Origin of the sequence: Alcaligenes sp. SORT26 (assembly GCF_017377875.1) — a bacterium.
In the GTDB taxonomy this organism is placed as follows: Bacteria; Pseudomonadota; Gammaproteobacteria; order Burkholderiales; family Burkholderiaceae_B; genus Alcaligenes; species Alcaligenes parafaecalis.
In genome coordinates this window covers 462,820-488,036 of record NZ_CP070975.1, presented here as the reverse complement: position 1 = coordinate 488,036, position 25,217 = coordinate 462,820, and the positions used below count along the sequence as shown (strand labels likewise).

Below are 25,217 nucleotides of genomic sequence, written 5' to 3'. Positions count from 1 at the left end.
AACATTAACATTATTTAAGGACGAACTTGCTTTAAATCAAGCACTTTCAGTGATTCGTTCCAGTGCCGCACCGAAAAAACAGTCGGTCTGGTGACGGTCTGTGCGCAGATTCAGGTAAGGCCCTTCTAGCGCGAGAGCCGGACATTTGTCCTTCAAGATTTCCCGGGCGTCCAGCAGTCGGAACTCGGGGTGTTTGTCCAAGAATGCCTGCACTTGATGCTCGTTTTCTTCAGGCAAGAAACTGCACGTTGCATAAACCAGACGACCGCCTGGTGCGACACATGCCGCGGCCTGCTCAAGAATTTCGGCCTGCATCTGAGTGTACTGCTCTAAGGCTTGTGGGTGTTGACGCCACTTAAGATCAGGATTTCGACGTAAAGTTCCCAAACCGCTGCAAGGGGCATCAACCAGGACACGCTGGGCCTTGCCATGCAGGCGGCGAACACGCTGGTCGCCCTCGCCCTGAATCACGACAGGCACCACATTGGACAGACCGGCACGCGCAAAGCGTGGCTTGGCCTTGCTCAAACGGGTAGCCGACACGTCAAAGGCGTAGAGACGGCCTGTGGAGCGCATCAGGGCGCCCAGCAGCAAGGTTTTTCCACCTGCACCGGCGCAGTAATCAATAACCATTTCGCCACGGCGTGGCTCCAGCAAGGCGGTCAGCAGTTGGCTGCCTTCTTCCTGAATTTCCAGCTCGCCTTTTTCATACTGTGGCCATACTGCGACAGATGGGCGGCCTTCAATACGAATACCCCAAGGCGAAAACGGCATGGCAACCGGTTTGAAACGCGCCATAGGGCCATTTTGCAACTGGCGCAGCACCGTATCACGCTCGGCCTTCATGGGGTTGACGCGCAGATCCAGCAAGGCCTGCTCGTTCATGGCGGCCATCAGCTTGTAGGAATCGGGGATCTCTTTCAGACGCTCTTCCAGCCACTCGGGCAGGCTCAGGCGCACGCCAACAGGCAGACCATCCACATTCAAGGCGCGGATATGGCCCAGCCACTGGCGCTCTTCTTCAGTCAGCCCCAAAGACAAAGATTCCTGACCGATTGCGGTAGACAGGCCCAGAATGGCCAGACGACGGGTGGACGGGCCTACGCCACTTTCCGCCCAGTTACGGTACTGACGCAGGTGACGCAGTACATCAAACACGGATTCACGGATCTCGGCACGGTCACGCGAGCCCATTTTGGGGCGTGTACGCGCCCAGCGAGTCAAAGCCAGGTCGGCGGGATGCTTCCACTGCAAAACTTCACCCAGGGCGCTGGAGACCTGCTCCAGACGGCGCTGTGCCATCGCTCCCGGCTCGGGTGGGCCCGAGGGCTTGTCGCGGCGTGCTGCATAGGGGCGACCACGCGCTCCGGACTCGTTACGTTGAGCAGACGAGGACGGGCGCTTGCGGTCCGAGCGGCCGCGGGATTGTTGGTGATCAGACATGAATATTCAAAAATTCCAAATAGCCCGCTCAATCAGGCGGGGAAATAAAAGCCGCGATGCGCTAGTCCGGCAACCTCGACACGGCCATCAGCCTGCAAACGCACCCGTCCCTCGATCAGCCAGCGTACGGCCTCGGTATAGACATGATGTTCGGTTGCCAGAACGCGTCCTGCCAATGTTTGTGCATCATCGTCGTGCAACACGGGCACGATGCTTTGGGCAATGATGGGGCCATCGTCCAGCACAGGGGTCACAAAATGCACGGAGCAGCCGTGAAACTGTACGCCCGCGTCAAGTGCCTGTTGATGGGTATTCAAACCGGGAAAGCTAGGAAGCAAGGATGGGTGTATATTGATGAGCTTGCCTGCATAGTGCTGAACAAATTCGCTGCTCAGGATGCGCATGAATCCCGCAAGTAGAACATAATCTGGCTGGTAGCGGTCGATCACGCGTGCCAAAGCCTGATCAAAGGCTTCACGTGTTGCAAATTCGCGATGCGAAACTGTCTCGGTAGGCAGCCCTTCCTGCTGCGCCCATTCCAGTCCGGGCGCATCGCCCTTGTTAGAGATGACCGCCTCGATACGGCCATTTAAGCCCGCTGTCTTGATCAGTTCGCTAATGGCCTGCAGATTGGAGCCCCGGCCTGAAATAAGCACAACAAGGCGACAAGGTACGGTGGAATCGGTCAAAATCCTGTTTCCCGAGAAATAACGAATCCAAAATTGTAAACTCTCGCTTGTGAAATCTGATCTAAAACTCTATCGCTCTCTGCCGCGGCGCAACAGCACGGCCCGCAGCGCTGTCACGATTGGCAATTTTGATGGGGTGCATTTGGGCCACCAGGCCATCTTGCATCGCGTCAATGAAGTCGCGCGCCAGCAAGACCTGAGCTCCTGTGTGATGACCTTTACGCCCCACCCGCGCGCCTTTTTTGCGCAGCGTGGCCAACGGCCCGAACTGATCCCCACACAGATCAGCGGTCTGCGCGACAAGGTCGAAGCCCTGCACCAGTGTGGCATTGAACAAATTTATCTGGCTCGCTTCAATCAGGCCATGGCCGATATGTCCGCCGCCACCTTTATTGACGAGATTCTGGTCCAGGGGCTGAACACCGGCTGGTTGCTGGTGGGCGAAGATTTCCGCTATGGCCATAAACGCGCGGGCGACATCGAAATGCTGCGCGAAGCGGGCAAGCGTCACGGCTTCAGCGTCGAGACCCTGCATGATGTGGCCGATGCCGATGGCCGCCGCATTTCCAGCTCGGAAGTACGCACCGCCCTGGCCGTGGGCCAGCTGGACCGCGCCCGTGCGCTGCTGGGCAAACCCTTTCATATTAGTGGTCATGTCATTCATGGCCAGAAGCTGGGCCGGGACATTGGCTACCCGACCCTGAACGTGCGGGTCCCCGAACACTGTGCCGCCCGTTCCGGCGTGTATGTGGTTCGAGTTCACGGACTGACCGGGCAGGCTCTGCCCGGCATTGCCTCCTTGGGGGTACGCCCAACCGTCATAGACCAGGGACGGCTGCTGTTAGAGGTGCATTTACTGGACCAACGCCTGGATGCTTACGGTAAACTTGCCCGTATAGAATTTCTGGAATTTGTCAGGGACGAGGAAAAATTCCCGGACCTCATCACAATGATCGCCGCCATCGACAACGATGCACAACGCGCTCGCGACTACTTTGCTTCAAATGGACTATAAAAACTCTCTCAATTTGCCCGACACCCCCTTTCCCATGCGTGGCGACCTCGCCAAACGTGAGCCGGGCTGGATTAACCAGTGGGAAGAAAACAAAGTCTATGCAGCAATTCGGCAAGCCAGTGCCGGTCGTCCCAAATTTATTTTGCACGACGGCCCTCCCTATGCGAACGGCGACATTCACATTGGCCACGCGGTCAACAAGATTCTGAAAGACATCATCGTCAAGAGCCGCAATATGGCGGGTTTTGACGCGCAATACGTGCCCGGCTGGGATTGCCACGGCATGCCTATTGAAGTCCAGATCGAGAAAAAATACGGCAAGAACCTGCCTGTGGCAGAAGTTCAGGCCAAGGCGCGTGCCTACGCGCTGGAGCAGATCGACAGCCAACGCAAGGATTTCAAACGCCTGGGCGTGCTGGCCGACTGGGATCTGCCTTACCTGACCATGAACTTCAGCAACGAAGCCGACGAGCTGCGCGTGCTGTCCAAGATCATGCAAAAAGGTTTTGTGTTCCGTGGCCTGAAGCCAGTGAACTGGTGTTTTGACTGTGGTTCCGCCCTGGCGGAAGCCGAGGTTGAATACGCCGACCGTACCGACCCGTCTGTACACGTGGCCTTCCCCTTCGCCCAGAAAGACAAGCTGGCTGCCGCCTTTGGCGTAGACAGCGTGGACGATGGCGCCATCGTCATCTGGACCACCACCCCCTGGACCATCCCTGCCAACCAGGCACTGAACGTACACCCTGAAATCAGCTACGCCCTGGTCAAGCTGGACAGCCCACGCTCTACTGGCTCCATGCTGATCATGGCCGAAGACCTGGTCAAATCCTGCCTGGAACAATGGGGGCTGAGCGGCCAAGTCGTGGCCACCGCCACTGGCGAAGCCCTGAACCTGATCGAATTCAATCACCCTCTGGCTCACGTGGACGCAGGCTACCAACGCCGCTCCCCGATCTACTTGGGCGACTACGTCACCCTGGACAGCGGTACCGGCGTGGTTCACTCCGCCCCAGCCTACGGTATTGAAGACTTTATCTCCTGCAAAGCCCACGGGATGAAAGACGACGACATGCTCAAGCCCGTCATGGGCAATGGGCATTACGCCGACAATCTGCCCCTGTTTGGCGGCCAGATGATCTGGAAGGCCAATCCACAAATCGTGGAAGCCTTGCAAAATGCCGGTACTTTGCTGAAAACCGAACAGCATCCACACAGCTACATGCACTGCTGGCGTCACAAGACGCCCATCATTTACCGCGCCACCAGCCAATGGTTCGCGGGGATGGACAAGGAAAACACCAGCGGTCGCACGCTGCGTGAGATGGCCTTGGAAGCAGTGGACAACACCGAGTTCTACCCTGCCTGGGGCCGTGCCCGCCTGCACGCCATGATCGCCAACCGTCCAGACTGGACCTTGTCGCGTCAGCGTCAATGGGGCGTGCCCATGGCGTTCTTTGTACACAAGGAAACCGGCGAACTGCATCCCCGTACGCCTGAGCTGATGGAACAAGTTGCCGAGCGCATCGAAAAAAGCGGTATCGAAGCCTGGCAAAACCTGGACCCACGCGACCTGCTCGGCGACGAAGCCGATGTATACGAGAAAAACCGTGACACGCTGGACGTCTGGTTTGACTCGGGCACCACGCACGCTACCGTGCTGGGCGGCAAGGATCACACCACTCACGGCTCGCACGGTGACAAGTTGCAATGGCCTGCTGACCTGTACCTGGAAGGTTCGGACCAGCACCGTGGCTGGTTCCATTCGTCCTTGTTGACCGGCTGCATGCTGTACGGCCGCGCTCCCTACAAAGCCCTGCTGACCCACGGTTTCGTGGTGGACGGCAATGGCCGCAAGATGAGCAAATCGCTGGGCAACATCATCAAGCCGCAAGAAATTGCCGACAAGATGGGTGCCGAAATCATGCGCCTGTGGGCCGCCTCTACCGATTACTCGGGCGAGCTGTCCATCTCCGACGAAATCCTGAAGCGTGTTGTGGAAGGCTACCGCCGTATCCGTAATACCTTGAAGTTCCTGCTGGGTAACCTGGCCGACTTCGATTACGCCAAACACGCCGTACCTGTAGAGCAGTTGACTGAAATCGACCGCTACACCCTGCAAATGACAGCCGATATGCAGGCCGAATTGCTGGAGAACTACAAGCGTTACGAGTTCCACCCCATCGTGGCTCGTTTGCAGATTTTCTGCTCGGAAGACCTGGGTGCGTTCTACCTGGATATTCTGAAAGACCGCCTGTACACCACCGCCAAAGAGGGCTTGCCACGTCGCTCGGCCCAGACCGCGCTGTATCACCTGACACAGGCTCTGCTCAAGCTGATGGCTCCTATCCTGTCCTTCACGGCAGAAGAAGCCTGGGTAGACATGCACGGTGGCCCAGTGCCTAGCGGCACCATCTTCACCGAGCTGTTCCATGCTCTGCCCGAGCAAGGCGAACAGTCTGCACTCAGCGCCAAGTGGCAGCGTCTGCGCGCCATCCGTGCCGACGTGATGCGCCGCATTGAAGATGTCCGTAGCACCGGCGCCATCGGTTCTTCCCTGGCTGCTGAAATCGACATCTACGCCAACGGCCAGGATCTGGAGTTCCTGCAATCCCTGGGCGAAGATCTGCGCTTCATGCTAATCGTCTCGCGTGCCGACGTGCACGCTGGCGAAGGCGATTTGCGCATCGACGTTACTCCTACCGAACAGGCCAAGTGCGAGCGTTGCTGGCACCACCGCCCTGACGTAGGCCAGAGCGCCGAGCACCCCACCCTGTGTGGTCGTTGCGAGGACAATCTGTTTGGCGAAGGCGAAGTGCGTCACCATGCCTGATAAGGACATGGCCCCTTCTCCCGGCCAGGCCCGACTGCCCTCGCGGCAGTTCTGGGCCTGGATTGGTCTGGCCGCCTTTATTGTCGGCCTGGACCAATGGACCAAACAGTATTTCGACAGCAACCTGTTCTACCAGGAACGCTGGAACATCCTGCCCTTTTTTGACTTCACCCTGCTCTACAACCCCGGTGCTGCCTTCAGCTTTCTGGCGGGTGGTCAGGGTTGGCAGCGTTGGTTCTTTGTAGGCATCGCTGCTGTCGCTACAGTCTTTATCGTGACCATGCTGCGTCGTTCGGCCAAACAGCCCTTGTTTTGCCTGTCGCTCAGCCTGATTCTGGGTGGTGCCATCGGCAATGTGGTCGATCGCCTGATGCACGGGCACGTGGTGGATTTCCTGCTGTTTTACTGGAATCAATCCTACTTTCCAGCTTTCAATATTGCCGACGTTGCCATTAGTTGCGGAGCGGCTTTATTGGTGCTGGACGAGTTCATGCGCATGCGCCGCAACAAACGACAGCGCTCCTGAGTCTGTAAGGATCATGTCCTATGCTTAGCAATAAAAAACTGGTGTTTGGCATCACCGGCGGCATCGCTGCCTATAAAACTGCCGAGCTTTTGCGTCGTAGCCAGGACCTGGGTGCCCGGATTGATGTGGTCATGACCGAATCGGCCACCCGCTTCATCAGCCCGGTCACCTTTCAGGCCTTGTCGGGCCGCACCGTCTATACCGACTTGTGGGATGCGCGTGTTCCCAACAATATGGCCCACATCCAGCTTAGCCGGGATGCCGATGCCATTTTGATCGCCCCCGCCAGCACCAACTTCATGGCCAAACTGGCCAATGGTCTGGCCGACGATTTGCTCAGCACCTTGTGTATTGCTCGGGGCCATTGCCCCCTGTTGATCGCCCCGGCCATGAATCGGGAAATGTGGCTGCATCCGGCCACCCAGCGTAATGTCGAACAACTGCGTCGCGACGGCGTACACATTCTGGGCCCCGGCAGCGGCGACCAGGCTTGTGGTGAAACCGGCGATGGTCGCATGCTGGAACCGGCCCAACTACTGGCCGAGCTGACCGCCTTTTTCCAGCCCAAACTGCTGGCTGGTAAACGAGTCCTGATCACTGCTGGCCCCACTAGCGAGCCTATCGACCCGATCCGCGTTATCAGCAACCGATCCTCCGGCAAGATGGGCTATGCCATTGCCCGTGCAGCGCAAGAGGCAGGCGCGCAAGTCACGCTGGTTTCCGGTCCAGTTGCCCTGGATGCGCCCTATCAGGTCAGCCGCATCAATGTGGAAACGGCCCGTCAAATGCACGCGACGGTCATGTCACAAGTCCACGACGCTGACATCTTCATCAGCGTTGCCGCCGTGGCAGACTGGTATGTCAGCAATGCTAGCGACATCAAGATCAAGAAGACGTCAGAACAGGCCACCCCTGCCCTGCAATTCAGCCCCAACCCCGACATTCTGGCCGAGGTTGCTGCGCTAAAAGACGGGCCCTACTGCGTAGGCTTTGCTGCCGAGACAGACAACTTGATCGAACACGCCCAGGCCAAGCGTCAACGTAAAAACGTGCCGCTGCTAGTCGCCAATCTGGCCCAACGCGCCATGAATGCGGACGATACCGAGCTGGTGCTGTTTGATGAGCAAGGTCACACGCAATGGCCTGCCCAGGACAAGCTGCTGGCTGCCCGCCAATTGGTACAAAACATCGCCCAACGGCTTTAACATTTTTCTCTTTTATGATGATGGGCAGCGCTGAAGTTGGTGCGCTGCCTCTCTTTTTTTCAGGATACCGTCTATGCACCGTCGTATTGAAGCCCGCATCGTCAATGACTTGTTGGGCACGACCATTGAAGCCCCCAGCTACGCCACGGACGGCTCGGCCGCTATGGACCTGCGCGCCTGCCTGAGCGAAGCCGTTACCCTGCCCGCAGGCGGCCGTATGCTGGTTAAAACCGGCCTGGCCATCAATATGATGGACCCTGGCCTGGTGGCCATCGTCGCCTCGCGCTCGGGCTTGTCCCTGAAGCACGGTGTGCGTGTTGCCCAAGGCATCGGCGTCATTGATGCCGACTACCACGGCGAAATCGGCGTGATTCTGGCGAATGACAGCGATCAAGATTACGTGATCCAACCCGGCGAGCGTATCGCCCAACTAATGTTCCAACCGGTGGTGCAAGTGGCACTGCAGTTTGTGAACGAGTTCTCTACCGAGACCGAGCGTGGCACGGGTGGGTTCGGCAGCACAGGCAAGAACTAAGCATTAAAACTAGGGAAGGATGCGATGCAGAGCGACGTAGTACAGCAAGCATCGCTCCTTCCTTAGTCCTGGCACTTTGCTTTAAAAAGTACTAGCACCACGATTCAGACACACGCAGGCCAATTTCGGACATCAATGCCCTCTCCAAAAACAGGTAATTCCAACTCTGAATTGCCCACTTCCAACAAAACGGCGGCTCAGCTCCACCCGCGTAACCGCCATCAGGGCCGTTACGACTTTGACGCTCTCATCAAAGAGACGCCCGAACTGGCCGCTTTCGTTTCCTTGAATCCATACGGCGATCAAAGCATCAATTTCGCTGACCCGAACGCGGTCAAAACCCTGAATCGTGCCCTGTTAAAGACGTTTTACGGTATTGAGCATTGGGATATTCCTGCCAATTACCTGTGCCCTCCCATTCCGGGTCGGGCAGATTACGTGCACTATCTGGCCGATCTGCTGGCCAATAGCAATAAGGGAACCATTCCTAATGGTGAGGCAGTACGTGTCCTTGATATTGGTATAGGCGCAAATGCGATCTACCCATTGATTGGTAATACCGAATATGGGTGGCAGTTTCTAGGATCGGACATAGACGCCGATGCACTGACTTCTGCACGAAGCATTATTCATGGGAATCCTGGTTTATCGGCTGCAATCAAGTTACGCCAGCAAAAATCGCCCAGACATATTTTCAAAGGCCTGCTGGCTGCCAATGACTACTTTGACCTGACGCTGTGCAACCCGCCCTTCCATTCATCGCAGGAAGAAGCAGCAAACGGCAGTCAACGTAAATGGCGCGGCTTGGGCAAAGCTGCACCCAAGCACAATGCTCCTGTGCTGAACTTTGGTGGGCAGAATACGGAGCTATGGTGCGAAGGCGGCGAGGCGCTTTTCATCCGCCGCATGATAGAAGAAAGCGTGACGGTAGGCGGACAAGTGTTTTGGTTCAGCACCTTGGTGTCCAAAGCATCGAATGTACCCGGTGTGTTGAATGCCTTAAAAAAGGCCAAGGCGGTTAAAGTCAAAACCGTAGAAATGACGCAGGGACAAAAGCAGAGCCGTTTCGTGGCCTGGACTTTTCTGGACGCTGCGGCACAAGAGGCTTGGCGCAATGAGCGCTGGAAATAGGTTCGTATCAAGTGGGAATGCTCGATACGCTGATGACATTAGCTGCAATCAGCTACCCACGCTAAGACCCGCGACTCCTGAACCTTTCACCCAACAACTACGCCCAGAAAACACCCGCCTTAGCGCGCAAACGGATCAATTGTCGGATCACTGTTCCAGACATACTCGGTCCAATGCGCGATGCTTTCGGCTTGCTCACGGTTATAGAGCTTCTCGACCAGGGCCAAGGCCATATCCGTCCCCGCTGACACACCCGAGGATGTGACGTACTTGCCATCAAACACCCAGCGGGCCTGCTTTTGCCAAAGCACATCCCCATCCTGAGCCACAGCAAAATCAAACGCCAGCTTGTTGGACGTCGCCCGACGCTGCTTCAGAACACCGGCCTTGGCTAATAAGGCCGACCCCGTACACACCGACACCGTCCACTGCGTTACCTTGTCCTGCTTCTGAATGAAGGCCAGCATGGCGTGGTTGTTGATTTCGCTGCGCGTCCCCATACCGCCGGGAACCATCAGAATCTCGAATTGCGGAGCCGTCTCGAAACTATAGGAAGTCTGGGTTTCTATCCCTTGAGACGAACGAACCAACCCACCCTGCTGAGACACCATGACCATCTCGTAATCCGGCATCCCACCCCACATCTCCACCGGCCCGAATACATCGAGAGTTTCAAACTGGTCAAACAGCACAATGCCGATTTGTTTTTTTGTCGTGTTCCCTGCTGTGCTGGTAGATGTAGCCGATGCTGCCTTACCGCTCATGGTGTGCCCCTTCATGGTTGAAACTCAATAACTCAGATCGTAGCGCGTACCAAGCCACCATCAATAGCCAAATTCTGACCTACGATAAAACCTGCGGCTTCGCTGCACAAGAACGCACATGCAGCACCAAACTCGCTCGGCGTTCCAGCTCGTCCTGCTGGTACAGATGCAATCATTTTCTCTGCCACAGGACCCAACTCCTGCAGGCGGTCCGTCATGATCGTGCCGGGCAACAAGTTATTTATCGCGACGTTATGCTGGGCTACTTCGCGAGACACACTTGCCACAAAGCCAGTCAAGGCCATACGAGCGGCAGTGGACAACTCCAGGTTGGTCACAGGCGAACGAACGGAAACCGAGGTGATATTGACGATACGGCCAAAGCAACGGTTTACCATGCCTGGCAACGCAGCCTGGATTAGCTCCACCGCTGCCAGGAAATTTTGTTCCAACGCGGCTTGCCAGTGAGAGGTCTCCAACTGAGCAAAAGGCATAGACGGAGGCCCACCCGCGTTAGTCACCAGAATGTCTATATCCACGCACGCGGCAGCTACGGCTTGTCTACCTGCCGCCTGAGAAAGATCGGCGGCAATCCATTTAGCTGCACCACCGGTAGAGGCTTCAATCTGTTTAGCGGCTTCTTGTAGCTTGTGTTCGCTGCGAGATACCAGGGTGACTTGTACGCCTTCAGCGGCGAGGGCCTGGGCACAAGCCAGCCCCAAACCACTCGAAGCTCCACAGATCAAAGCGCGTCGTCCGCTAATTCCTAAATCCATTTTTTGTTCTCCTTGGCGACTCTTTAGAACTATGGTCATTAGAACGGGATACGATATCTACCCATTACCTTGTTGGATGATGCCGCAAGCCAGCCCTGCCTACATGACACCCTGTCGGCTATATCCTGTTGCTATGGTAAAGACTTACAACCGCCCAGAGTTCGTTCGACACTCCTAACTGTTATTTACCGCACATATATCTGCAAATCCATAGATCAGCATTGGTTTTCACAATGGAGAAACTTAACGCACTAAATTTTTAATCCACCCAGAACCATAAGATTCAAAAACCAATAAATTTCGTACTGAAATTAGCAACCAACAAGAAAAAATCATGTGAATTTATAAAACCGCAATTTTAAATAATTAAAATGTGCAGATAAAATTCGCTTCTCATCAATCCCCCCATCTTCTTCAATTAAAAAACGTCTTTTGATGTATTTCCACACGAGGCAGCCTCAGCTAATTTGAACCATTGATGAGCCAGGGCATAAATAGCAACCAGCATCAACTCCAGCCGTTAACTAGTAAACGCCTAACTGGAGATGGCCTGACTAACATAGAGTTCAAGATTTTCAATTACATTAGGCCTACAACCATCTAGACAAAGCAAGTTGCTTCAGCTTCTTTAGGGTGGAATTCACAATTGCAAGGGCCTATCTAAAGCGTTACGCTCGCGAAATGGCTACAAACAAAAATCAACATTTCGTCCCTCGCTGCTACTTGAAAGCTTTCACACAAGGCGGTGAAAACCTTGCGATTAATCTTTTAAATTTGGATCGACAACGAGCAATTCCAGCAGCACCAGTGAAGAACCAATGCTCTGGGAGCTACTTTTACGGGCAAGATCAACTCCTCGAAACTGCAATTCAAAGCATAGAAAGCGGCTACGCTGCAACCATTGCTCGTATCCATACTCCCAGCTATAAACTTACTGATGCTGATAGGCTAATGCTGCGTACATTTATGCTCTTCCAGCACATGAGAACGGAAGCTGCGTCTCGACGATCCGTAGAAATGTTCGCTGGCATGGAGCACACTATTGGAACTTCTCTAACCAACTTCAAGCCGTCCATAAAGGAGGCTGTCCAAATAGCGATGCGTTCATTTAGTGAAGTGATGCATATTTTTGAGGACTTGAAGGTTTGTTTAGTTCGGAACAGAACTTTACGCCCCTTTATTACTTCAGATGACCCCGCAGTGGTTGCAAATCGCTGGCATAAAGAAGATCCCCGCGCCCGTCACAAATCACCTGGTTTGTTGTCAAGCGGAATATCCGTTTTTCTACCCCTGAGTGACCGTGTTATGTGCATTGCGTACGATGGGGATGTCTACTCTATCCCGCACGAGAATGGATGGACAGAAGCAAGGCGGGAGTACGACGTCAGCGCGTTTAACGAACTGCAGTTCCTAAACGCTTTTGGGAACGTGTACTTTCGCGATTGGAATGACCGTGATTGGGTACGCAACTCTTTTCTCTCTGTACAAGACCGAAGGCTTGCATGCCGATTTCGCATGACTTATGCAGTGCTCGATTGTGTAGACGGAGTACATAAACAATACCGGGTAGTTGACAGCAGTTACGCAAAACCACATCAAGAGGCAATCATTCACACCCAAGCGCTTTCTCCAACGCCCTCGCGATGGCCTGCCCTGCTTCGGTGGAGAGCGAAAGGTTCTGTCTTCACTAAAGGAACTGGCGAAGGCTATATCCGAGCAGCTGAAATGCAACTCAGAAGCGATGAAGGCTACTGGCGGGAATCATCTGGTCACTAACGTATCCGCTAGCCTCTAGGTTATCTAACACCGGCAACTGTACTCGCGACGCATAGCAAAAAAGGCAAAAAAGCCAATCAACCCCAAGCTGATTGGCTTTTTCCCTAAACCTAAATCTCACCTACGCAGCAAAATCCTCTTCCCCCAGATACGCCGCCCTCACCTTCGGATCATGCAGCAACTGCGCAGCCGGGCCTTCCAGGATAATCCGCCCCGACTCCATCACATATCCCCGATCTCCCAGCTCTAGCGCCAAGCGCGCATTCTGCTCAATCAGCAAAATCGTCACACCTTCTTTAGCAATCGTCTGGATCAGTTCAAAAATCCGTTCAACCATGATCGGCGCCAAGCCCATGGACGGCTCATCCAGCAACAACAATGAAGGCCGAGAAATCATCGCCCGTCCCATTGCCACCATCTGTTGCTCCCCGCCAGACAAAGTCCCTGCCGATTGCTTCTTACGCTCGGCCAGACGCGGGAACAAGGTATAGATACGCTCGATATCCTGGCGGACTTCGTGGTGGTCCTTGCGGGTATACGCCCCCATGGCCAGGTTTTCTTCGATCGTCAGTTGCGGAAAAATCCCCCGCCCTTCCGGCACCATGACCACGCCGCGTCTCACCAGTTGGTGCGATGGCAGGCCGACGATGCTTTCGCCTTGGTGTTCGATCTGTCCCGCAGCCGCAGGCACCAGTCCTGTAATGGCTCGCAGCGTCGTGCTTTTACCGGCACCGTTCGCACCGATCAGGCAAACCAGTTCGCCCTTGCCCACCCGCAGGTCCAGGCCACGTACCGCCCGGATGCCGCCATAAGCTACATCCAGACCCCGAATATCCAGCATCAACGGTTCTGTGCTCATGCCTGCTCCTCTTCAACGATAATGCCCAGTTCTTTAGCTGCTCCTGCACCCAGATAGGCTTCGATCACGCGTGGGTTATGTTGGACTTCAGCGGGTTTGCCTTCGGCCAGCACTTTGCCGTATTCCAGCACCAGCACTCGGTCGCACAGGCCCATGACCAGCTTCATGTCGTGTTCGATCAGCAGGACGGTAATGCCGTCACCACGGATCTTTTCTATCAGTTGGCGCAGCACTACTGTCTCGGACGGGTTCATACCGGCGGCAGGTTCGTCCAGTGCCAGAAGCATGGGATCAGTTGCCAGTGCGCGGGCGATCTCCAGGCGACGTTGGTCGCCGTAGGACAAGGAACGTGCAATCTCGTTGGCGTGCTGGGCTATGCCTACATAGTCCAGCAGCTCGTAGGCTCGGGCCTCGATTTGCTCTTCTTCCTTGCGAGTTGCTCGATTACGCAGCACCGCCCCCAGCACGCCTGCACGGGTGCGGACGTGGCGGCCGATCATGACGTTTTCCAGGGCAGACAGGCTGCCAAAGAGGCGGATGTTCTGGAAGGTACGCGCAAAACCGGATTCTGCGATTTGATGCGGTTTGCACTCGGTCAGGTTGCGGCCTGCGAAGGTGCAACGGCCTGACTCAGGGATGTACAAGCCTGTCATCACGTTGAACAGCGTGGTTTTACCGGCACCGTTCGGGCCGATCAGGCCGTAGATATCGCCTTTGCGGATACTGAAGCTGACTTCAGACAAAGCCTGCAAGCCGCCAAAGCGTTTGGACAAGCTTTCTGCCTGCAAGAGGACTTCGCCATCGGGGATTTGTTTGCTCATGGTAAGACTCATGCTTGCACCTGCTTCATTTTGCGTTCACGACGGCGCACTGCCGAGGGCCACAGGCCTTCAGGGCGGTAGATCATGACCAGCACCAGGGCAAAGCCAAACAGCAGCATACGAATACCGTCCGGGTCCAGGATGACGTCGCCGAACACGCTTTGCTGCAAGGGTACGACCACGGCACGCAACAGCTCCGGGAAGACCGACAGCAACAAGGCACCCACGATCACACCGGGGATATGGCCCATGCCACCCAGCACCACCATGCACAGCACGGAGATGGATTCTGTCAGGCTGAAACTCTCTGGGCTGACGAAACCTTGCATGGAAGCGAACAAGCCCCCTGCCACGCCACCAAAGGTCGCGCCCATGGCAAAGGCCAGCAGTTTGACGTTACGGGTGTTGATACCCATGGCCTTGGCAGCGATTTCGTCTTCACGAATGGCTTCCAAGGCTCGGCCAATACGGGAATGCTGCAAGCGTACGCAGATGAACACGATCAGCAGCGTAATCAGCAGGAGCAGGTAATAGTATTTCTCCGGCCCCGTAATTCGTATACCAAATAGGGTTTCCGCTTTCCCGAAGATGAAATCACCGATTTTGAAGGTATCGACCCGGTTAATCCCTTGCGGGCCATTAGTGATATTGACGGGCGCATCCAGATTGTTCATGAAGATGCGGATAATTTCACCGAAGCCCAGGGTCACAATCGCCAGATAGTCGCCTCGTAAGCGCAGGACCGGAAAGCCCAGCAGCACACCAAATACGGCGGCCAAGGCAATACCGGCAGGCAACACCATCCAGAACGGCAAGTGCAAACCGAAATGCGGGGATGCCAGCATGGCCCAGACATAGGCGCCTACGGCATAGAAGGCGATATAGCCCAGATCCAGCAGACCAGCAAAACCCACCACGATGTTCAGGCCCAGGGCCAACATCACATACAGCAAGGCAAAGTTCAGGGTGCGAATCCAGCTTTGACCGGCCATGCCCAGAACAAAAGGCAAAATAGCCAGGACCACACCAATTAGCAGCGCACCTACCCAGACTTTAGCGGGGGTTGCGGGACGCTGTTTAGAGCCAGCGCCACTTAGTGTTTGATTCAAACTCATGCTCGATCTCCCACGCGTTCACCCAACAGGCCCGAGGGACGGAAAATCAGCACCAAGATCAGCACGATGAAGGAGAACACATCCTGATAGTTACTGCCAAACACCCCATTGGTCAGGTCACCGATGTAGCCTGCACCCAGGGCTTCGATCAAGCCCAGCAGCAAGCCGCCCAACATGGCACCGCCCAGGTTCCCGATCCCGCCCAGCACTGCAGCGGTAAAGGCCTTCAGACCCAGCATGAAGCCCATGGTGTATTGCGCGACGCCGTAATAGGTCACGATCATGACGCCAGCGACGGCGGCCAGGGCCGAGCCGATCACAAAGGCAGCCGAAATAACGGTATTGATATTCACGCCCATCAGACCGGCGACTTCGCGGTTCTGCGCGGTGGCACGCATGGCGGTTCCCAGCCGGGTACGGTGCACCAGTACCATCAGGCCGGACATGATCAAGGCCGCTCCGGCAATGATCAGAATTTGCAGCAGACTGATCCGTGCGCCCCCTAACTGGAAGACGACGGGTTCAATAATGTGGGGAAAGCTCAAGTAATTGCGGCCCCAGATCATCATGGCCAGGTTTTGCACAATAAAAGACACACCGATGGCGGTGATCAGTGCAGCTAGACGAGGTGCGCGGCGCAAAGGACGGTACGCATAGCGCTCGGCAGTCCAGCCTATGCCCATGCACAGGGGAATAGCGGCCAAAAGGGCCAAACCAACCATCAACCAGGCGGACAAGCCAGCCGGGTCTGCGCCAACCAGCGACAAGACCACGGTCGTTGCCAACATGGCCCCCACCATGACGACATCACCATGCGCAAAGTTAATCAGACCAATAATTCCATACACCATGGTGTAGCCCAGCGCCACCAAGGCGTAGACACTGCCCACGGTCAGGCCATTTATGAGTTGTTGTATCAGGATTTCCATAGATCGGGACTCGTGGTCATTGCTCCCTGCCCTGGCGCACGGCGATAGAACAGGGAGCGTGGGCCTGCCAGCAGCAGGCCACGGTAAAGATGAGCCCCGAAGGGCTCAAACTGCAGGATCAAGCGTGCTTAGTTCGCCTGGCTGACCATGGTTTTCACCATCGTCCATTTGCCATCTTTAACTTCGTAGATGGTGACGGCGATTTCTTTCAGGTCGCCGTTCTGGTCGTAGGCAATGTTGCTGCTGGTAGCGCCATTGCGTTTGATACCAGCCAGCTTGGGCAGGTAGTCTTCAGCTTTGGAAGAACCGGCTTCTTTCATGGCGGTGATCATGTTCCAGGCACCGTCATAAGCGTAAGGCGCGTAGACACCGGGATCAGCCTTGAAGCGGGCCTGGTAGTCTTTGGCGAACTTCTCGCCAGCCGCCATCGTGGACAAAGGAACGCCAGCCAGGGAGGCGTATGTGCCATCAGCAGCGGCACCGGCCAGACGCAGGAAGGTGTCGCTACGGGTCATCTCACCCGAAACCAGCGGTGCCTTGATGTCCAGCGTCTGCATCTGACGCTTCATGGGGCCAGACTGGGCATCCAGACCACCAAAGAAGATGGCATCAGGCTGTTTGGATTTGATGTTGGTCAGAATGGAGGTGAAGTCGTTGGCTTTGTCCGTGGTGTATTCACGGGCCACGATCTGGCCACCTGCTTTTTCTACCGCACGGGCAACCTGGTCGGTCAGACCCTGGCCGTATGCGGTACGGTCATCGATCAGGGCCACTTTCTTGGCCGCCAGATCCTTGACGATGAACTGGCCCACAGCCGCACCTTGCTGAGTGTCGCTGGTCATCATGCGGAAGGTGTTGTCGTAACCTTGCTGGGTGTACTCAGGCGAGGTCGCCATGGCGATCTGAGGGATACCCGCGTCGTTGTACACACGCGAAGCAGGAATGGTGGTGCCCGAGTTGAAGTGGCCCAAAATGCCATCAACGCCGTCGTCCACAATTTGCTGAGCAACCTGAACCGCCGTACGGGGGTCAGCCTGGTCATCCTTGGCCACCAGTTCAAAACGGGCGGTTGCGCCATCAATTTCAATTTTCTGGGCATTGGCCTCTTCCAGGGCCAGCACCAGACCATTGCGCATGTCTTCACCGTAGTGAGCTTGCGGGCCCGTCAAGGGAGCCGAAAAACCCAGCTTGATTACCTTGTCAGCGGCCAAGGCGGGGCTAGCCGCCAGTGCACCGAAAACCGCTGTCGAAACCAAGGCCAATTTAAAGGTCGTGATGGACTGCATATTGTTCTCCTTCGTTTTTTAATATAGCCGCGCTACAAGTCGGCCCTTGCCGTGAGAATGAACGCAGGGCCGCCGCTCCAGGTGAAATGTGCGACCAAACGTGTGCATAGAAACGGGTGCCATTTGATATCAACCCACCATCATCAAACTGGCATTACCCCCGGCTGCCGCCGTATTGGTACTGACCGAGACTTCGCGCAGCAAACGCTCGACCACGTATGCCGCGCCCCCCTCCAATTCCTGCGTTAACAGCCCCTGGACCCCAACGATAGGGCCACGGCGTTCAGCCACTTGACCCAGTACTTGCCGGAGTTCGTCGCTGTCGCCTTCAAACAAAACAGCATCATAATCTGCCTCACCCAAATCGGACATGGTGATTTGTTCGGCAGGTGCATCTTGCCAGTTACCCAGACCCAAACGATCCAGCAGAATGGCCTGGTTCCCGCTGCGTGCGCAGGCTTCGCGCTGAGCCTGCCAGCCGTGCACACTAACAGGCATGCACAGGACGCGACCTCGTGGGTGCAACTGATAAATATTGGCCTCGCCCGTTGGGCCGGGCAATACAGCACCCTGCTCTTGCCAGCCTTGCAGTGGCAAGTTCTGGGGGCAACGGCTTAACAGACGGCGCAGGTACAAAGGGCCGCCCGCTTTGGGGCCAGTACCCGACAAGCCCTCACCACCAAAAGGCTGTACACCTACAACGGCACCAACCATATTGCGGTTCACGTACACATTACCGGCATGGATGCGGGAAACCACGCGCTGCACGGTTTCGTCCAGACGGGTGTGAACGCCGAAGGTCAGGCCATAGCCACGCTCGTTGATCTGATCGATCAGGCTATCCAGCTCGCTACGCTTGAAGCGCATCACATGCAGCACAGGACCGAAGATCTCGCGTTCCAGGTCTTTAACCTGTTCAATCTCGATAATCGTGGGTAGGACAAAGGTACCTAAAAGGCTGCGGCTTTGCTCGCTTTGTGTCACACGGAAGCCCGCGCTGCGCATGCTCGTGATGTGCTCTTCAATTCCGGCACGGGCTTCTTCATCAATCACCGGGCCTACGTCAGTACTGAGCAGATCAGGGTTGCCCACGCTCAACTCTTGCATGGCGCCGTTGAGCATCGTCAGCACACGCTCGGCAACGTCTTCCTGAATACACAGCAAACGCAATGCCGAACAGCGCTGTCCCGCAGAGTCAAAGGCCGAGTTCAGCACGTCAAACACCACCTGCTCGGGCAAGGCCGAGCTGTCGACCACCATGGCATTCAGCCCCCCCGTCTCAGCGATCAGGGGAACGGCTTGTCCTTCTGCGGTCAAGCGTGTGGCCAATTGACGGTTCAATCCCATTGCCACGGCGGTAGAGCCGGTAAACATGACGGCATTGACCTGCTCGCTGGCAGCCAACGGGGCCCCTACGGAGGGACCATCACCGGGCAAGAGCTGCAAGGCACCGGGGGCAATCCCGGCCTTGTGCAACAGTTCCACCGCAGCCGCGGCAATCAGGCAAGTTTGTTCAGCCGGTTTGGCCAGGACGACGTTACCGGCCGCCAGAGCTGCCGACACTTGGCCCAGGAAAATAGCCAGCGGGAAGTTCCAGGGGCTGATACACAGCACCACGCCCACTGGACGGTATTCATCATTATCAAAATCACGCTGAACTTGCCCGGCGTAGTAGCGCAGGAAGTCTACGGCTTCGCGCACCTCGGCAATGGCATTGGCGTAGGACTTGCCTGCTTCACGCACCAGCAAGCCCATCAAATCCTGCATATGGTCTTCCAGCAGTTGGGCGGCCTGTTGCAGGGCTGCTGCGCGCTCTTCGACTGGCGTGGCTTGCCAGATCGGCGCGTAATGCGTCGCGGCTTCCAGAGCCTGCTCAACATCCTGAGCGGTGGCGTACATGACCTGCCCCACCACATCCTGATGATTCGCTGGATTGCGCACGATGATTGCCTGCGACTCGTCCCAGACCGGACTACCCTGCCCCAGGATGGGCTGAGCCTGACGCGGCAAGGCGGCAGTTTGCATCAAGGTCGCGGCCAGGGAACCCAAGCGATGCTCATTGCTTAAATCCAGACCGGCAGAGTTCATGCGTTGCTCGGCGTCCCAGTACAACTGACGTGGCAGCGGGATCTTGTCGTGCGGACGACCCAAAGGCTGCAGACTCAAGGCCTGAGCGACGGGATCAGCAATCAACTGATCCATATCCACATCGGCATCACCAATCTGATTCACGAAGGAGGTATTCGCACCGTTTTCCAGCAGGCGACGCACCAGATATGCCAGCAAGGTTTCATGCGAACCCACAGGAGCATAAATACGGCAAGGACGGTTCAGCTTGCCATCTTTGATGGGGCCGACAACTTCGTCGTACAGGTCTTCACCCATGCCATGCAGGCACTGGAATTCGTATTGACCGGTGTAGTAATTCTGACCCGCCATCACGTAAATAGCGGCCAAGGTTTGTGCGTTATGCGTCGCAAACTGCGGGTACACCGCTTCGGGTGCCTGCAAAAGTTTGCGGGCGCAGGCCAGGTAAGACACATCGGTATGTACTTTGCGGGTGTAGACCGGATAGTCTTCGAGACCATCGACCTGGGCGCGTTTGATTTCCGAATCCCAGTACGCGCCTTTCACCAGACGCAGCATCAGGCGGTGCCCACTACGACGAGCCAGATCAATCAGGTAATCGATCACAAAAGGAGCACGCTTTTGATAAGCCTGCACCACAAAACCAATACCGTTCCAGCCTGCCAGCGAGGGGTCGAAACACAGCTTGTCCAGCAGGTCCAGGGACACTTCCAGACGGTCGGCCTCTTCAGCATCAATATTCAGGCCCACATCGTAGTGGTGAGCCAATTGCGCCAAGGACAGCAGGCGTGGGAACAGCTCACGCATGACGCGATCACGCTGGGCACGGCTATAGCGTGGGTGCAGCGCGGAGAGCTTGATGGAGATGCCGGGACCTTCATAAATCCCACGTCCCTGGCTGGCACGGCCAATCGCGTGGATAGCCTGTTCATAAGACTGGTAATAACGTTGCGCATCTTCGGCTGTCGTAGCCGCTTCGCCCAGCATGTCGTAGGAGTAACGGAAACCCTGTTCTTCAAATTTGCGACTGTTCGCCAGTGCGGAAGCAATGGTTTGCCCCGTCACGAACTGCTCGCCCATCATGCGCATGGCAACGTCCACGCCCTTGCGGATCAAAGGCTCACCGCCCTTGCCGATCATGCGGGTCAAGGCTGAGGACAGATTCTTTTCGCTATTCACACTGACCAGACGGCCCGTCAGCATCAAGCCCCAGGTGGCAGCATTCACAAACAACGAGGGCGATTCACCCATGTGGGCACGCCAGTCGCCATGGCTAATTTTGTCGCGGATCAGGGCATCGCGTGTGGCACGGTCGGGGATACGCAACAAGGCTTCGGCCAGACACATCAGGGCCACGCCTTCCTGGCTGGACAAGGAGAATTCTTGAATCAGGCCTTCCACACCACCGCCACGGCGCTTGGCGCGCAGGGCTTTGACCAGACGTGCAGCCAACTCCTGTGCACGTGCACTTTGCGAGGAACGCGCTGCGCTCAGCAGCAAAGGCAAACAGTCGGTTTCTGGACGACGATAGGCCGCAGTGATCGCGGCACGCAACACGCTTTGCGGTTGTACGTCCTGAGCGAAACCATAAAACGGGATGGCGGGCATCAGCACACCGTCTTCGGGAACCTCAGCATCGCCCCCGCTAAGCAAGGCCAATTCACTGGGCAATACACCGCGCTCTATCCCTTCGATGTAGGAGAGCAAAGCCTGCTTATGCAGCCAATGCGGAGTGCACTGCAACTGATCTGCCGCACGCCGCAGACGCTCGCGCAGTTCTATATCGACTTTAATCCCTAAGGTTGTGCTCGCCATGCTTCTTATCCCGGTTACGCTTTGTTGACTGCGATAAGCCGAAATAATACTGACGGTTAACCCAAATCTGTATTCAGGTTAACCCGGACAAGAAAAAGTTAACTTTAGAGGTTAACTTGTGCAGAGCATGGCCTTGCTCAAGTTTGCCGGAACGGGTCTACCTTGCATTTGCGCGGCCAAGGCGTCTGCCCAGCGTTGTTGCAATTGGCGATGCGCCTGCACCAGCTCGGGCACACTAGCAGCCGATTCCGAATCCAGCCAGCGGCACTGCTGAGTTTTAGCGCTGAAACCCACCGGGCTTAAGGTCCAGCTCAGTTCCAGGGTGGCGCGTTGGCCGTAAACAGATTCAAAACGCTGAACCAGAACATCAATTTGCCAAAGCGGTGTTTTAGCCGCGGCATTGGCCAGTTGAGGTACACCCAAGCGATCCTGCAAGCCTGACACCAACGCCAGGGACATCTCGTCGGGCAACGGCGACGCCCACTGACTATCGTTAAGCAACTTGACCTGCCCGCCCTCCGCCTGTGTCAGCACAAAGGATCGACGATCCAACTGGGCAGGCACATCCATACGACGCAATTGAAAGCCCTTCCAGGCTTGGGCGGTCGGAGCCGCCACCGCCGGTGCTACGCTGGACGCTTGCAAGGTGTAATACGTGGGCGTGGTCGAAGCACAGGCCGTCAGCACAGCGGTCAGTACCACGGGAATCAAGAAACGGGACATCATGGTGCAGGCTCCGGCAGCACATCAGGGGAACGACCTCGCAACACCGCCGAAGGCTGGCTTTGCAAGGTATCGCTTAAATCACGCAAGGATCGCAGGGAGCGCTTCAACTCGCTCAAGGTTTGATCCACAGAGGTATTGAAAGAAGAATCCGAATCCAGCATGGCACCCAGTTTCTGGACTGCCGCGTCCATGGACTTCAGCGCGCCATTAAGTTGCGGCACCGTCGTCTTGTCCAGTTGTTTGAGCACCTGACCCAACTCGCTCAAACCGCTTTGCAGATTCTTGCCGATCTGGTCAAACGGAATCGCGGAAATCTTGGTGACGATATCGCTGACTTGTTCTTGCAGACGGTCAAAATCACCGGCAATCACGGGCACGATCAAGGGTTTGGCGTTCTCATCAAAGTCAGCGTCAGGAGCCTTGTCGAAGAACTCCAGGGCAATGTATTGCTGGCCGGTAATCAGGCTGGCAGGACGCAACTGACCGCGCAGGCCACGTTCGACCATAGGCTTGAACAAGGCAATGACAGGATCTTTTTCATCCGACTGACTCTGTACCACCCGCTCGTACAAACGACCAAAGCGCTGCGGATAGATGCGGGCTTTGACCAGAGCAAAGAAGCGTTTGCGCTCGAAGTCGAACTCCAGATCGACGTCGTACACCTGACCCAGTTCAAGCCCCCGGAATTCCACCTTGGAACCCGGCACCAGACCCCGCACCGATTGATGGAAGTGGAATCGCAGCTCAACAGCGGGGCCATCCGGCTCGGCCATCGCGCGTTCCTCGGTGGGGAAAAGCTCGTACTGCGCATCCGCAACCGCCACTTCGGTGGGCTCGCCTTCCATCTGATCAAAGGCCAGACCCCCTGCCAGGGCAGAGACCAAAGAGTGAGTACGCACATTAAAGCCAGTGGAATCCAAGGACATATTGACGCCGCTGACGTTCCAGAAGCGCGACCCTTGGGTCACGAACTTATCGTTGGGGGCATCCACAAATACCTGCACGCGTACGCCATCGCCTTCGTCATTCAACTCGTAGCTACTGACCTGCCCCACCTGAATCCCCTTGTAGTACAAGGGCGAGCCCAGATCCAGGGAACCCAAGGCGGGCGCTGTCAGCACATAACGCTTCCCGGCACGGCCACTGGTGACCTCAGGCGGGCTCTCCAAGCCGACAAACTCCAATTGCTCGGACTTTTTATCCACCTCGAACGGCGCATCCACACCGATATAGACGCCGGACAACAAGGTGCCCAGGCCAGACACACCACTCAAGCCCAGGCGCGGACGTACCACCCAAAAGCGGGTGTCCTCCTGTGTGATGAACTCTGAACCATCGCGCTCCAACTGTGCCGTCACCAACACACCCTTGCGGTCAGGAGTGACTTGAATGTCGGAGATCGTGCCCACGTTCACATCGCGATAACGCAGTTTGGTTTGATCCACCGCCAGACCCTCGGCCGAGTCAAAGCTGATCGTGATACGCGGCCCAGTCAACATCCAGTTACGTAGCACCAAGGACGCCCCCACCAGAGCGGCGGCAATGGGCAAGATCCAGATCCAGGAAAAACGGGATCGCTGAGAGGGAATCAGCCGGGGCTGCGCAGGCTCGGGCTGAGCATCAGGCGGATTAGTGGTTGAATCGTGCACCTTGTTTCCTTCAGGAAGTCGCCTGCGAGGCAGGCCGAGACGGCTTATGTTGCGGTTCTACTGTGTTTTCTTGATCGTTATCCTGATCCCAGCCATGGCGCGGATCGTAGCTGATCGCGGCCAACATGGTCAGGACCACCACGATGCCAAAGCTGAGCGCTCCTGGACCCGGAATAATCTGTGACAAACCAGGGAAATTGGCCAGTGCCGCCATCAGAACCACGACGAACACGTCCAGCATGGACCACTGTCCAATCAGCTCGACCATATCGTAAATTCGATTGCGCTGGCGCTGCACGCCATTCCCGCGCCAACGACGCCCCAGGAGCAGGACCATCAAGGCCAGGAGCTTGGTAATCGGGACGACGATACTGGCAATAAAAACGATCAGAGCCAAGTCCCAGGAGCCCAACTGCCAAAGCTCAATAACCCCGCCCAAAATCGTATGCGCACTGTTACCCACGATACTGCGCAGTTCCATCACTGGCAGGACATTGGCTGGAATATAAAAGACGCAGGCTGTCGCTACCAAAGCGGCTACTCGTGCGCGGCTATTGGGTTTACGCTTGTGCACGGTAGCACCGCAGCGATCACAATTCTTGTTTTGACTGGACTGCAGAAAACCGCAGTGTGAACAGGCCGTCCAGGCTGGGTTCTCTTTCAGGTCTTGCTTCGTAGCGACAGGAACCAGGTCACGGTCCTCTGCCCAATGCCACAGACGGTGTGCCGTAATACGACTCAAGCCGGTCAGTAGAAAGGTCAGCGCAAAAAAGGCATACATGCCCGGCGCCATTGTTAAATGCCCCATCCCGGCAAACTTCACAATGGCAACCAACAGGCCCAGGAACAGGACAGCCGTCATGGACCAATGCCCCAGATGTCCCAACACACGCAGGCCGAAGCCAAAATCACCCGGCAAAGGACGTCCACGCGCCAACAGGCCCAAGGCCCAGAACTGGAAAATCAATTGAAAGAGGGGCAGCCAGAAACCCACCAGCCCTGCCATCACAGACAGGCTCCAATGCCCCTGCTGCCAGATCAGCAACAAGGCTTTGGGAAAGGTGGGCGACACTGTTTTACCCGCCATACTGAGATGGACAACGGGAAACAGATTGGCAATCAGAAAAAGAATGAACACCGCCAGAACCAGCGCTTGCCATTCGCGAGGCGAGAAGCGGCTGTGGCGGTAAAGTTCATTATCGCAGCGTGCACAACGAGCGAGCCCCGCTCCTTGAGCGG

At 56.2% G+C, this 25,217-nt stretch carries 20 protein-coding genes; 7 read left to right on the top strand and 13 right to left on the bottom strand.

The features are described 5' to 3' along the window. Nucleotides 1-36 precede the first annotated feature (36 nt). Nucleotides 37-1,302, bottom strand: coding sequence for an RsmB/NOP family class I SAM-dependent RNA methyltransferase (locus tag JYG33_RS02250; protein ID WP_243430325.1), 1,266 nt, complete (start codon nt 1,300-1,302; stop codon nt 37-39). Nucleotides 1,303-1,475: 173 nt separating this feature from the next. Continuing rightward, on the bottom strand, nt 1,476-2,132 hold the full coding sequence (purN, locus tag JYG33_RS02245; protein WP_207873988.1) for a phosphoribosylglycinamide formyltransferase: 657 nt from the start codon (nt 2,130-2,132) through the stop codon (nt 1,476-1,478). A gap of 49 nt (nt 2,133-2,181) precedes the next feature. On the opposite strand from purN, the gene JYG33_RS02240 reads away from it, so the two are divergent. The 6 genes from JYG33_RS02240 (at nt 2,182) to rlmF (ending at nt 9,374) form a co-directional block, all read left to right on the top strand. Beyond that, nucleotides 2,182-3,147, top strand: coding sequence for a bifunctional riboflavin kinase/FAD synthetase (locus JYG33_RS02240; protein ID WP_042487846.1), 966 nt, complete (start codon nt 2,182-2,184; stop codon nt 3,145-3,147). Beyond that, nucleotides 3,137-5,977, top strand: a complete 2,841-nt coding sequence (ileS, locus tag JYG33_RS02235; RefSeq protein WP_207873987.1) for an isoleucine--tRNA ligase — start codon at nt 3,137-3,139, stop codon at nt 5,975-5,977. Before JYG33_RS02240 ends, ileS begins: the two co-directional genes overlap by 11 nt. A 7-nt stretch (nt 5,978-5,984) precedes the next feature. Beyond that, a complete protein-coding gene (gene lspA / locus JYG33_RS02230) occupies nt 5,985-6,503 on the top strand; it encodes a signal peptidase II (RefSeq protein ID WP_170978625.1) in 519 nt (172 codons plus the stop codon). A 20-nt stretch (nt 6,504-6,523) separates the two neighbouring features. Next, a complete protein-coding gene (gene coaBC, locus JYG33_RS02225) occupies nt 6,524-7,708 on the top strand; it encodes a bifunctional phosphopantothenoylcysteine decarboxylase/phosphopantothenate--cysteine ligase CoaBC (RefSeq protein ID WP_207873986.1) in 1,185 nt (394 codons plus the stop codon). Between the two features lie 73 nt (nt 7,709-7,781). Further along, the gene (gene dut, locus JYG33_RS02220) at nt 7,782-8,243 is read left to right on the top strand and encodes a dUTP diphosphatase (protein ID WP_207873985.1); all 462 of its coding nucleotides are present in this window, start codon (nt 7,782-7,784) and stop codon (nt 8,241-8,243) included. 135 nt (nt 8,244-8,378) lie between these two features. Further along, a complete protein-coding gene (gene rlmF, locus JYG33_RS02215; protein WP_207873984.1) occupies nt 8,379-9,374 on the top strand; it encodes a 23S rRNA (adenine(1618)-N(6))-methyltransferase RlmF in 996 nt (331 codons plus the stop codon). Between the two features lie 119 nt (nt 9,375-9,493). Here the strand turns inward: rlmF and JYG33_RS02210 are convergent, their stop codons facing one another. Continuing rightward, entirely contained in the window at nt 9,494-10,138 is a 645-nt protein-coding gene (locus tag JYG33_RS02210) for a DJ-1/PfpI family protein (protein WP_207873983.1), read from the bottom strand. Nucleotides 10,139-10,170: 32 nt separating this feature from the next. Further along, nucleotides 10,171-10,914, bottom strand: a complete 744-nt coding sequence (locus JYG33_RS02205; RefSeq protein ID WP_207873982.1) for an SDR family oxidoreductase — start codon at nt 10,912-10,914, stop codon at nt 10,171-10,173. Between the two features lie 681 nt (nt 10,915-11,595). Between JYG33_RS02205 and JYG33_RS02200 the strand changes: the two genes are divergently transcribed. Then, nucleotides 11,596-12,690 (top strand): DUF4238 domain-containing protein, encoded by a 1,095-nt coding sequence (locus tag JYG33_RS02200; protein ID WP_207873981.1) that lies wholly within the window; start codon nt 11,596-11,598, stop codon nt 12,688-12,690. A gap of 121 nt (nt 12,691-12,811) precedes the next feature. Here JYG33_RS02200 and JYG33_RS02195 read toward each other — a convergent pair whose 3' ends face one another. From JYG33_RS02195 to JYG33_RS02155, 9 genes are all read right to left on the bottom strand, one after another. After that, nucleotides 12,812-13,549: an ABC transporter ATP-binding protein gene (locus JYG33_RS02195; RefSeq protein ID WP_021446747.1), complete on the bottom strand. Its 738-nt coding sequence runs from the start codon at nt 13,547-13,549 to the stop codon at nt 12,812-12,814. Further along, nucleotides 13,546-14,382 (bottom strand): ABC transporter ATP-binding protein, encoded by an 837-nt coding sequence (locus JYG33_RS02190; protein WP_207873980.1) that lies wholly within the window; start codon nt 14,380-14,382, stop codon nt 13,546-13,548. Before JYG33_RS02190 ends, JYG33_RS02195 begins: the two co-directional genes overlap by 4 nt. Continuing rightward, nucleotides 14,379-15,362: an ABC transporter ATP-binding protein gene (locus tag JYG33_RS02185; protein ID WP_243430324.1), complete on the bottom strand. Its 984-nt coding sequence runs from the start codon at nt 15,360-15,362 to the stop codon at nt 14,379-14,381. Before JYG33_RS02185 ends, JYG33_RS02190 begins: the two co-directional genes overlap by 4 nt. A 119-nt stretch (nt 15,363-15,481) precedes the next feature. Beyond that, entirely contained in the window at nt 15,482-16,414 is a 933-nt protein-coding gene (locus JYG33_RS02180) for a branched-chain amino acid ABC transporter permease (protein ID WP_207873979.1), read from the bottom strand. A gap of 128 nt (nt 16,415-16,542) precedes the next feature. Continuing rightward, the gene (locus tag JYG33_RS02175; RefSeq protein WP_207873978.1) at nt 16,543-17,700 is read right to left on the bottom strand and encodes a branched-chain amino acid ABC transporter substrate-binding protein; all 1,158 of its coding nucleotides are present in this window, start codon (nt 17,698-17,700) and stop codon (nt 16,543-16,545) included. A gap of 129 nt (nt 17,701-17,829) precedes the next feature. Then, on the bottom strand, nt 17,830-21,603 hold the full coding sequence (gene putA / locus JYG33_RS02170; RefSeq protein ID WP_207873977.1) for a trifunctional transcriptional regulator/proline dehydrogenase/L-glutamate gamma-semialdehyde dehydrogenase: 3,774 nt from the start codon (nt 21,601-21,603) through the stop codon (nt 17,830-17,832). A gap of 111 nt (nt 21,604-21,714) precedes the next feature. Continuing rightward, nucleotides 21,715-22,329 carry a PqiC family protein gene (locus JYG33_RS02165; protein WP_207873976.1) on the bottom strand — a complete coding sequence of 205 codons (615 nt, stop codon included), beginning with the start codon at nt 22,327-22,329 and terminating at the stop codon, nt 21,715-21,717. Beyond that, on the bottom strand, nt 22,326-23,978 hold the full coding sequence (locus tag JYG33_RS02160) for an MlaD family protein (protein ID WP_207873975.1): 1,653 nt from the start codon (nt 23,976-23,978) through the stop codon (nt 22,326-22,328). The genes JYG33_RS02165 and JYG33_RS02160 overlap by 4 nt, the downstream gene beginning before the upstream one ends. A 10-nt stretch (nt 23,979-23,988) precedes the next feature. Then, complete coding sequence (locus JYG33_RS02155) at nt 23,989-25,116, bottom strand: paraquat-inducible protein A (protein ID WP_243430254.1); 1,128 nt, start codon at nt 25,114-25,116, stop codon at nt 23,989-23,991. Between the last annotated feature and the right edge of the window lie 101 nt (nt 25,117-25,217).

What these genes read in the sequence shown, in the direction of transcription:
- JYG33_RS02190 (WP_207873980.1), bottom strand. Translation starts at nt 14,382, where the DNA reads ATGAGTCTTACCATGAGCAAACAAATCCCCGATGGCGAAGTCCTCTTG.
- rlmF (WP_207873984.1), top strand. Translation starts at nt 8,379, where the DNA reads ATGCCCTCTCCAAAAACAGGTAATTCCAACTCTGAATTGCCCACTTCC.
- JYG33_RS02210 (WP_207873983.1), bottom strand. Translation starts at nt 10,138, where the DNA reads ATGAGCGGTAAGGCAGCATCGGCTACATCTACCAGCACAGCAGGGAAC.
- JYG33_RS02165 (WP_207873976.1), bottom strand. Translation starts at nt 22,329, where the DNA reads ATGATGTCCCGTTTCTTGATTCCCGTGGTACTGACCGCTGTGCTGACG.
- JYG33_RS02185 (WP_243430324.1), bottom strand. Translation starts at nt 15,362, where the DNA reads ATGGCCGGTCAAAGCTGGATTCGCACCCTGAACTTTGCCTTGCTGTAT.
- coaBC (WP_207873986.1), top strand. Translation starts at nt 6,524, where the DNA reads ATGCTTAGCAATAAAAAACTGGTGTTTGGCATCACCGGCGGCATCGCT.
- JYG33_RS02180 (WP_207873979.1), bottom strand. Translation starts at nt 16,414, where the DNA reads ATGGAAATCCTGATACAACAACTCATAAATGGCCTGACCGTGGGCAGT.
- JYG33_RS02195 (WP_021446747.1), bottom strand. Translation starts at nt 13,549, where the DNA reads ATGAGCACAGAACCGTTGATGCTGGATATTCGGGGTCTGGATGTAGCT.
- dut (WP_207873985.1), top strand. Translation starts at nt 7,782, where the DNA reads ATGCACCGTCGTATTGAAGCCCGCATCGTCAATGACTTGTTGGGCACG.
- ileS (WP_207873987.1), top strand. Translation starts at nt 3,137, where the DNA reads ATGGACTATAAAAACTCTCTCAATTTGCCCGACACCCCCTTTCCCATG.
- JYG33_RS02250 (WP_243430325.1), bottom strand. Translation starts at nt 1,302, where the DNA reads ATGGCACAGCGCCGTCTGGAGCAGGTCTCCAGCGCCCTGGGTGAAGTT.
- JYG33_RS02205 (WP_207873982.1), bottom strand. Translation starts at nt 10,914, where the DNA reads ATGGATTTAGGAATTAGCGGACGACGCGCTTTGATCTGTGGAGCTTCG.
- lspA (WP_170978625.1), top strand. Translation starts at nt 5,985, where the DNA reads ATGGCCCCTTCTCCCGGCCAGGCCCGACTGCCCTCGCGGCAGTTCTGG.
- JYG33_RS02200 (WP_207873981.1), top strand. Translation starts at nt 11,596, where the DNA reads ATGGCTACAAACAAAAATCAACATTTCGTCCCTCGCTGCTACTTGAAA.
- putA (WP_207873977.1), bottom strand. Translation starts at nt 21,603, where the DNA reads ATGGCGAGCACAACCTTAGGGATTAAAGTCGATATAGAACTGCGCGAG.
- JYG33_RS02175 (WP_207873978.1), bottom strand. Translation starts at nt 17,700, where the DNA reads ATGCAGTCCATCACGACCTTTAAATTGGCCTTGGTTTCGACAGCGGTT.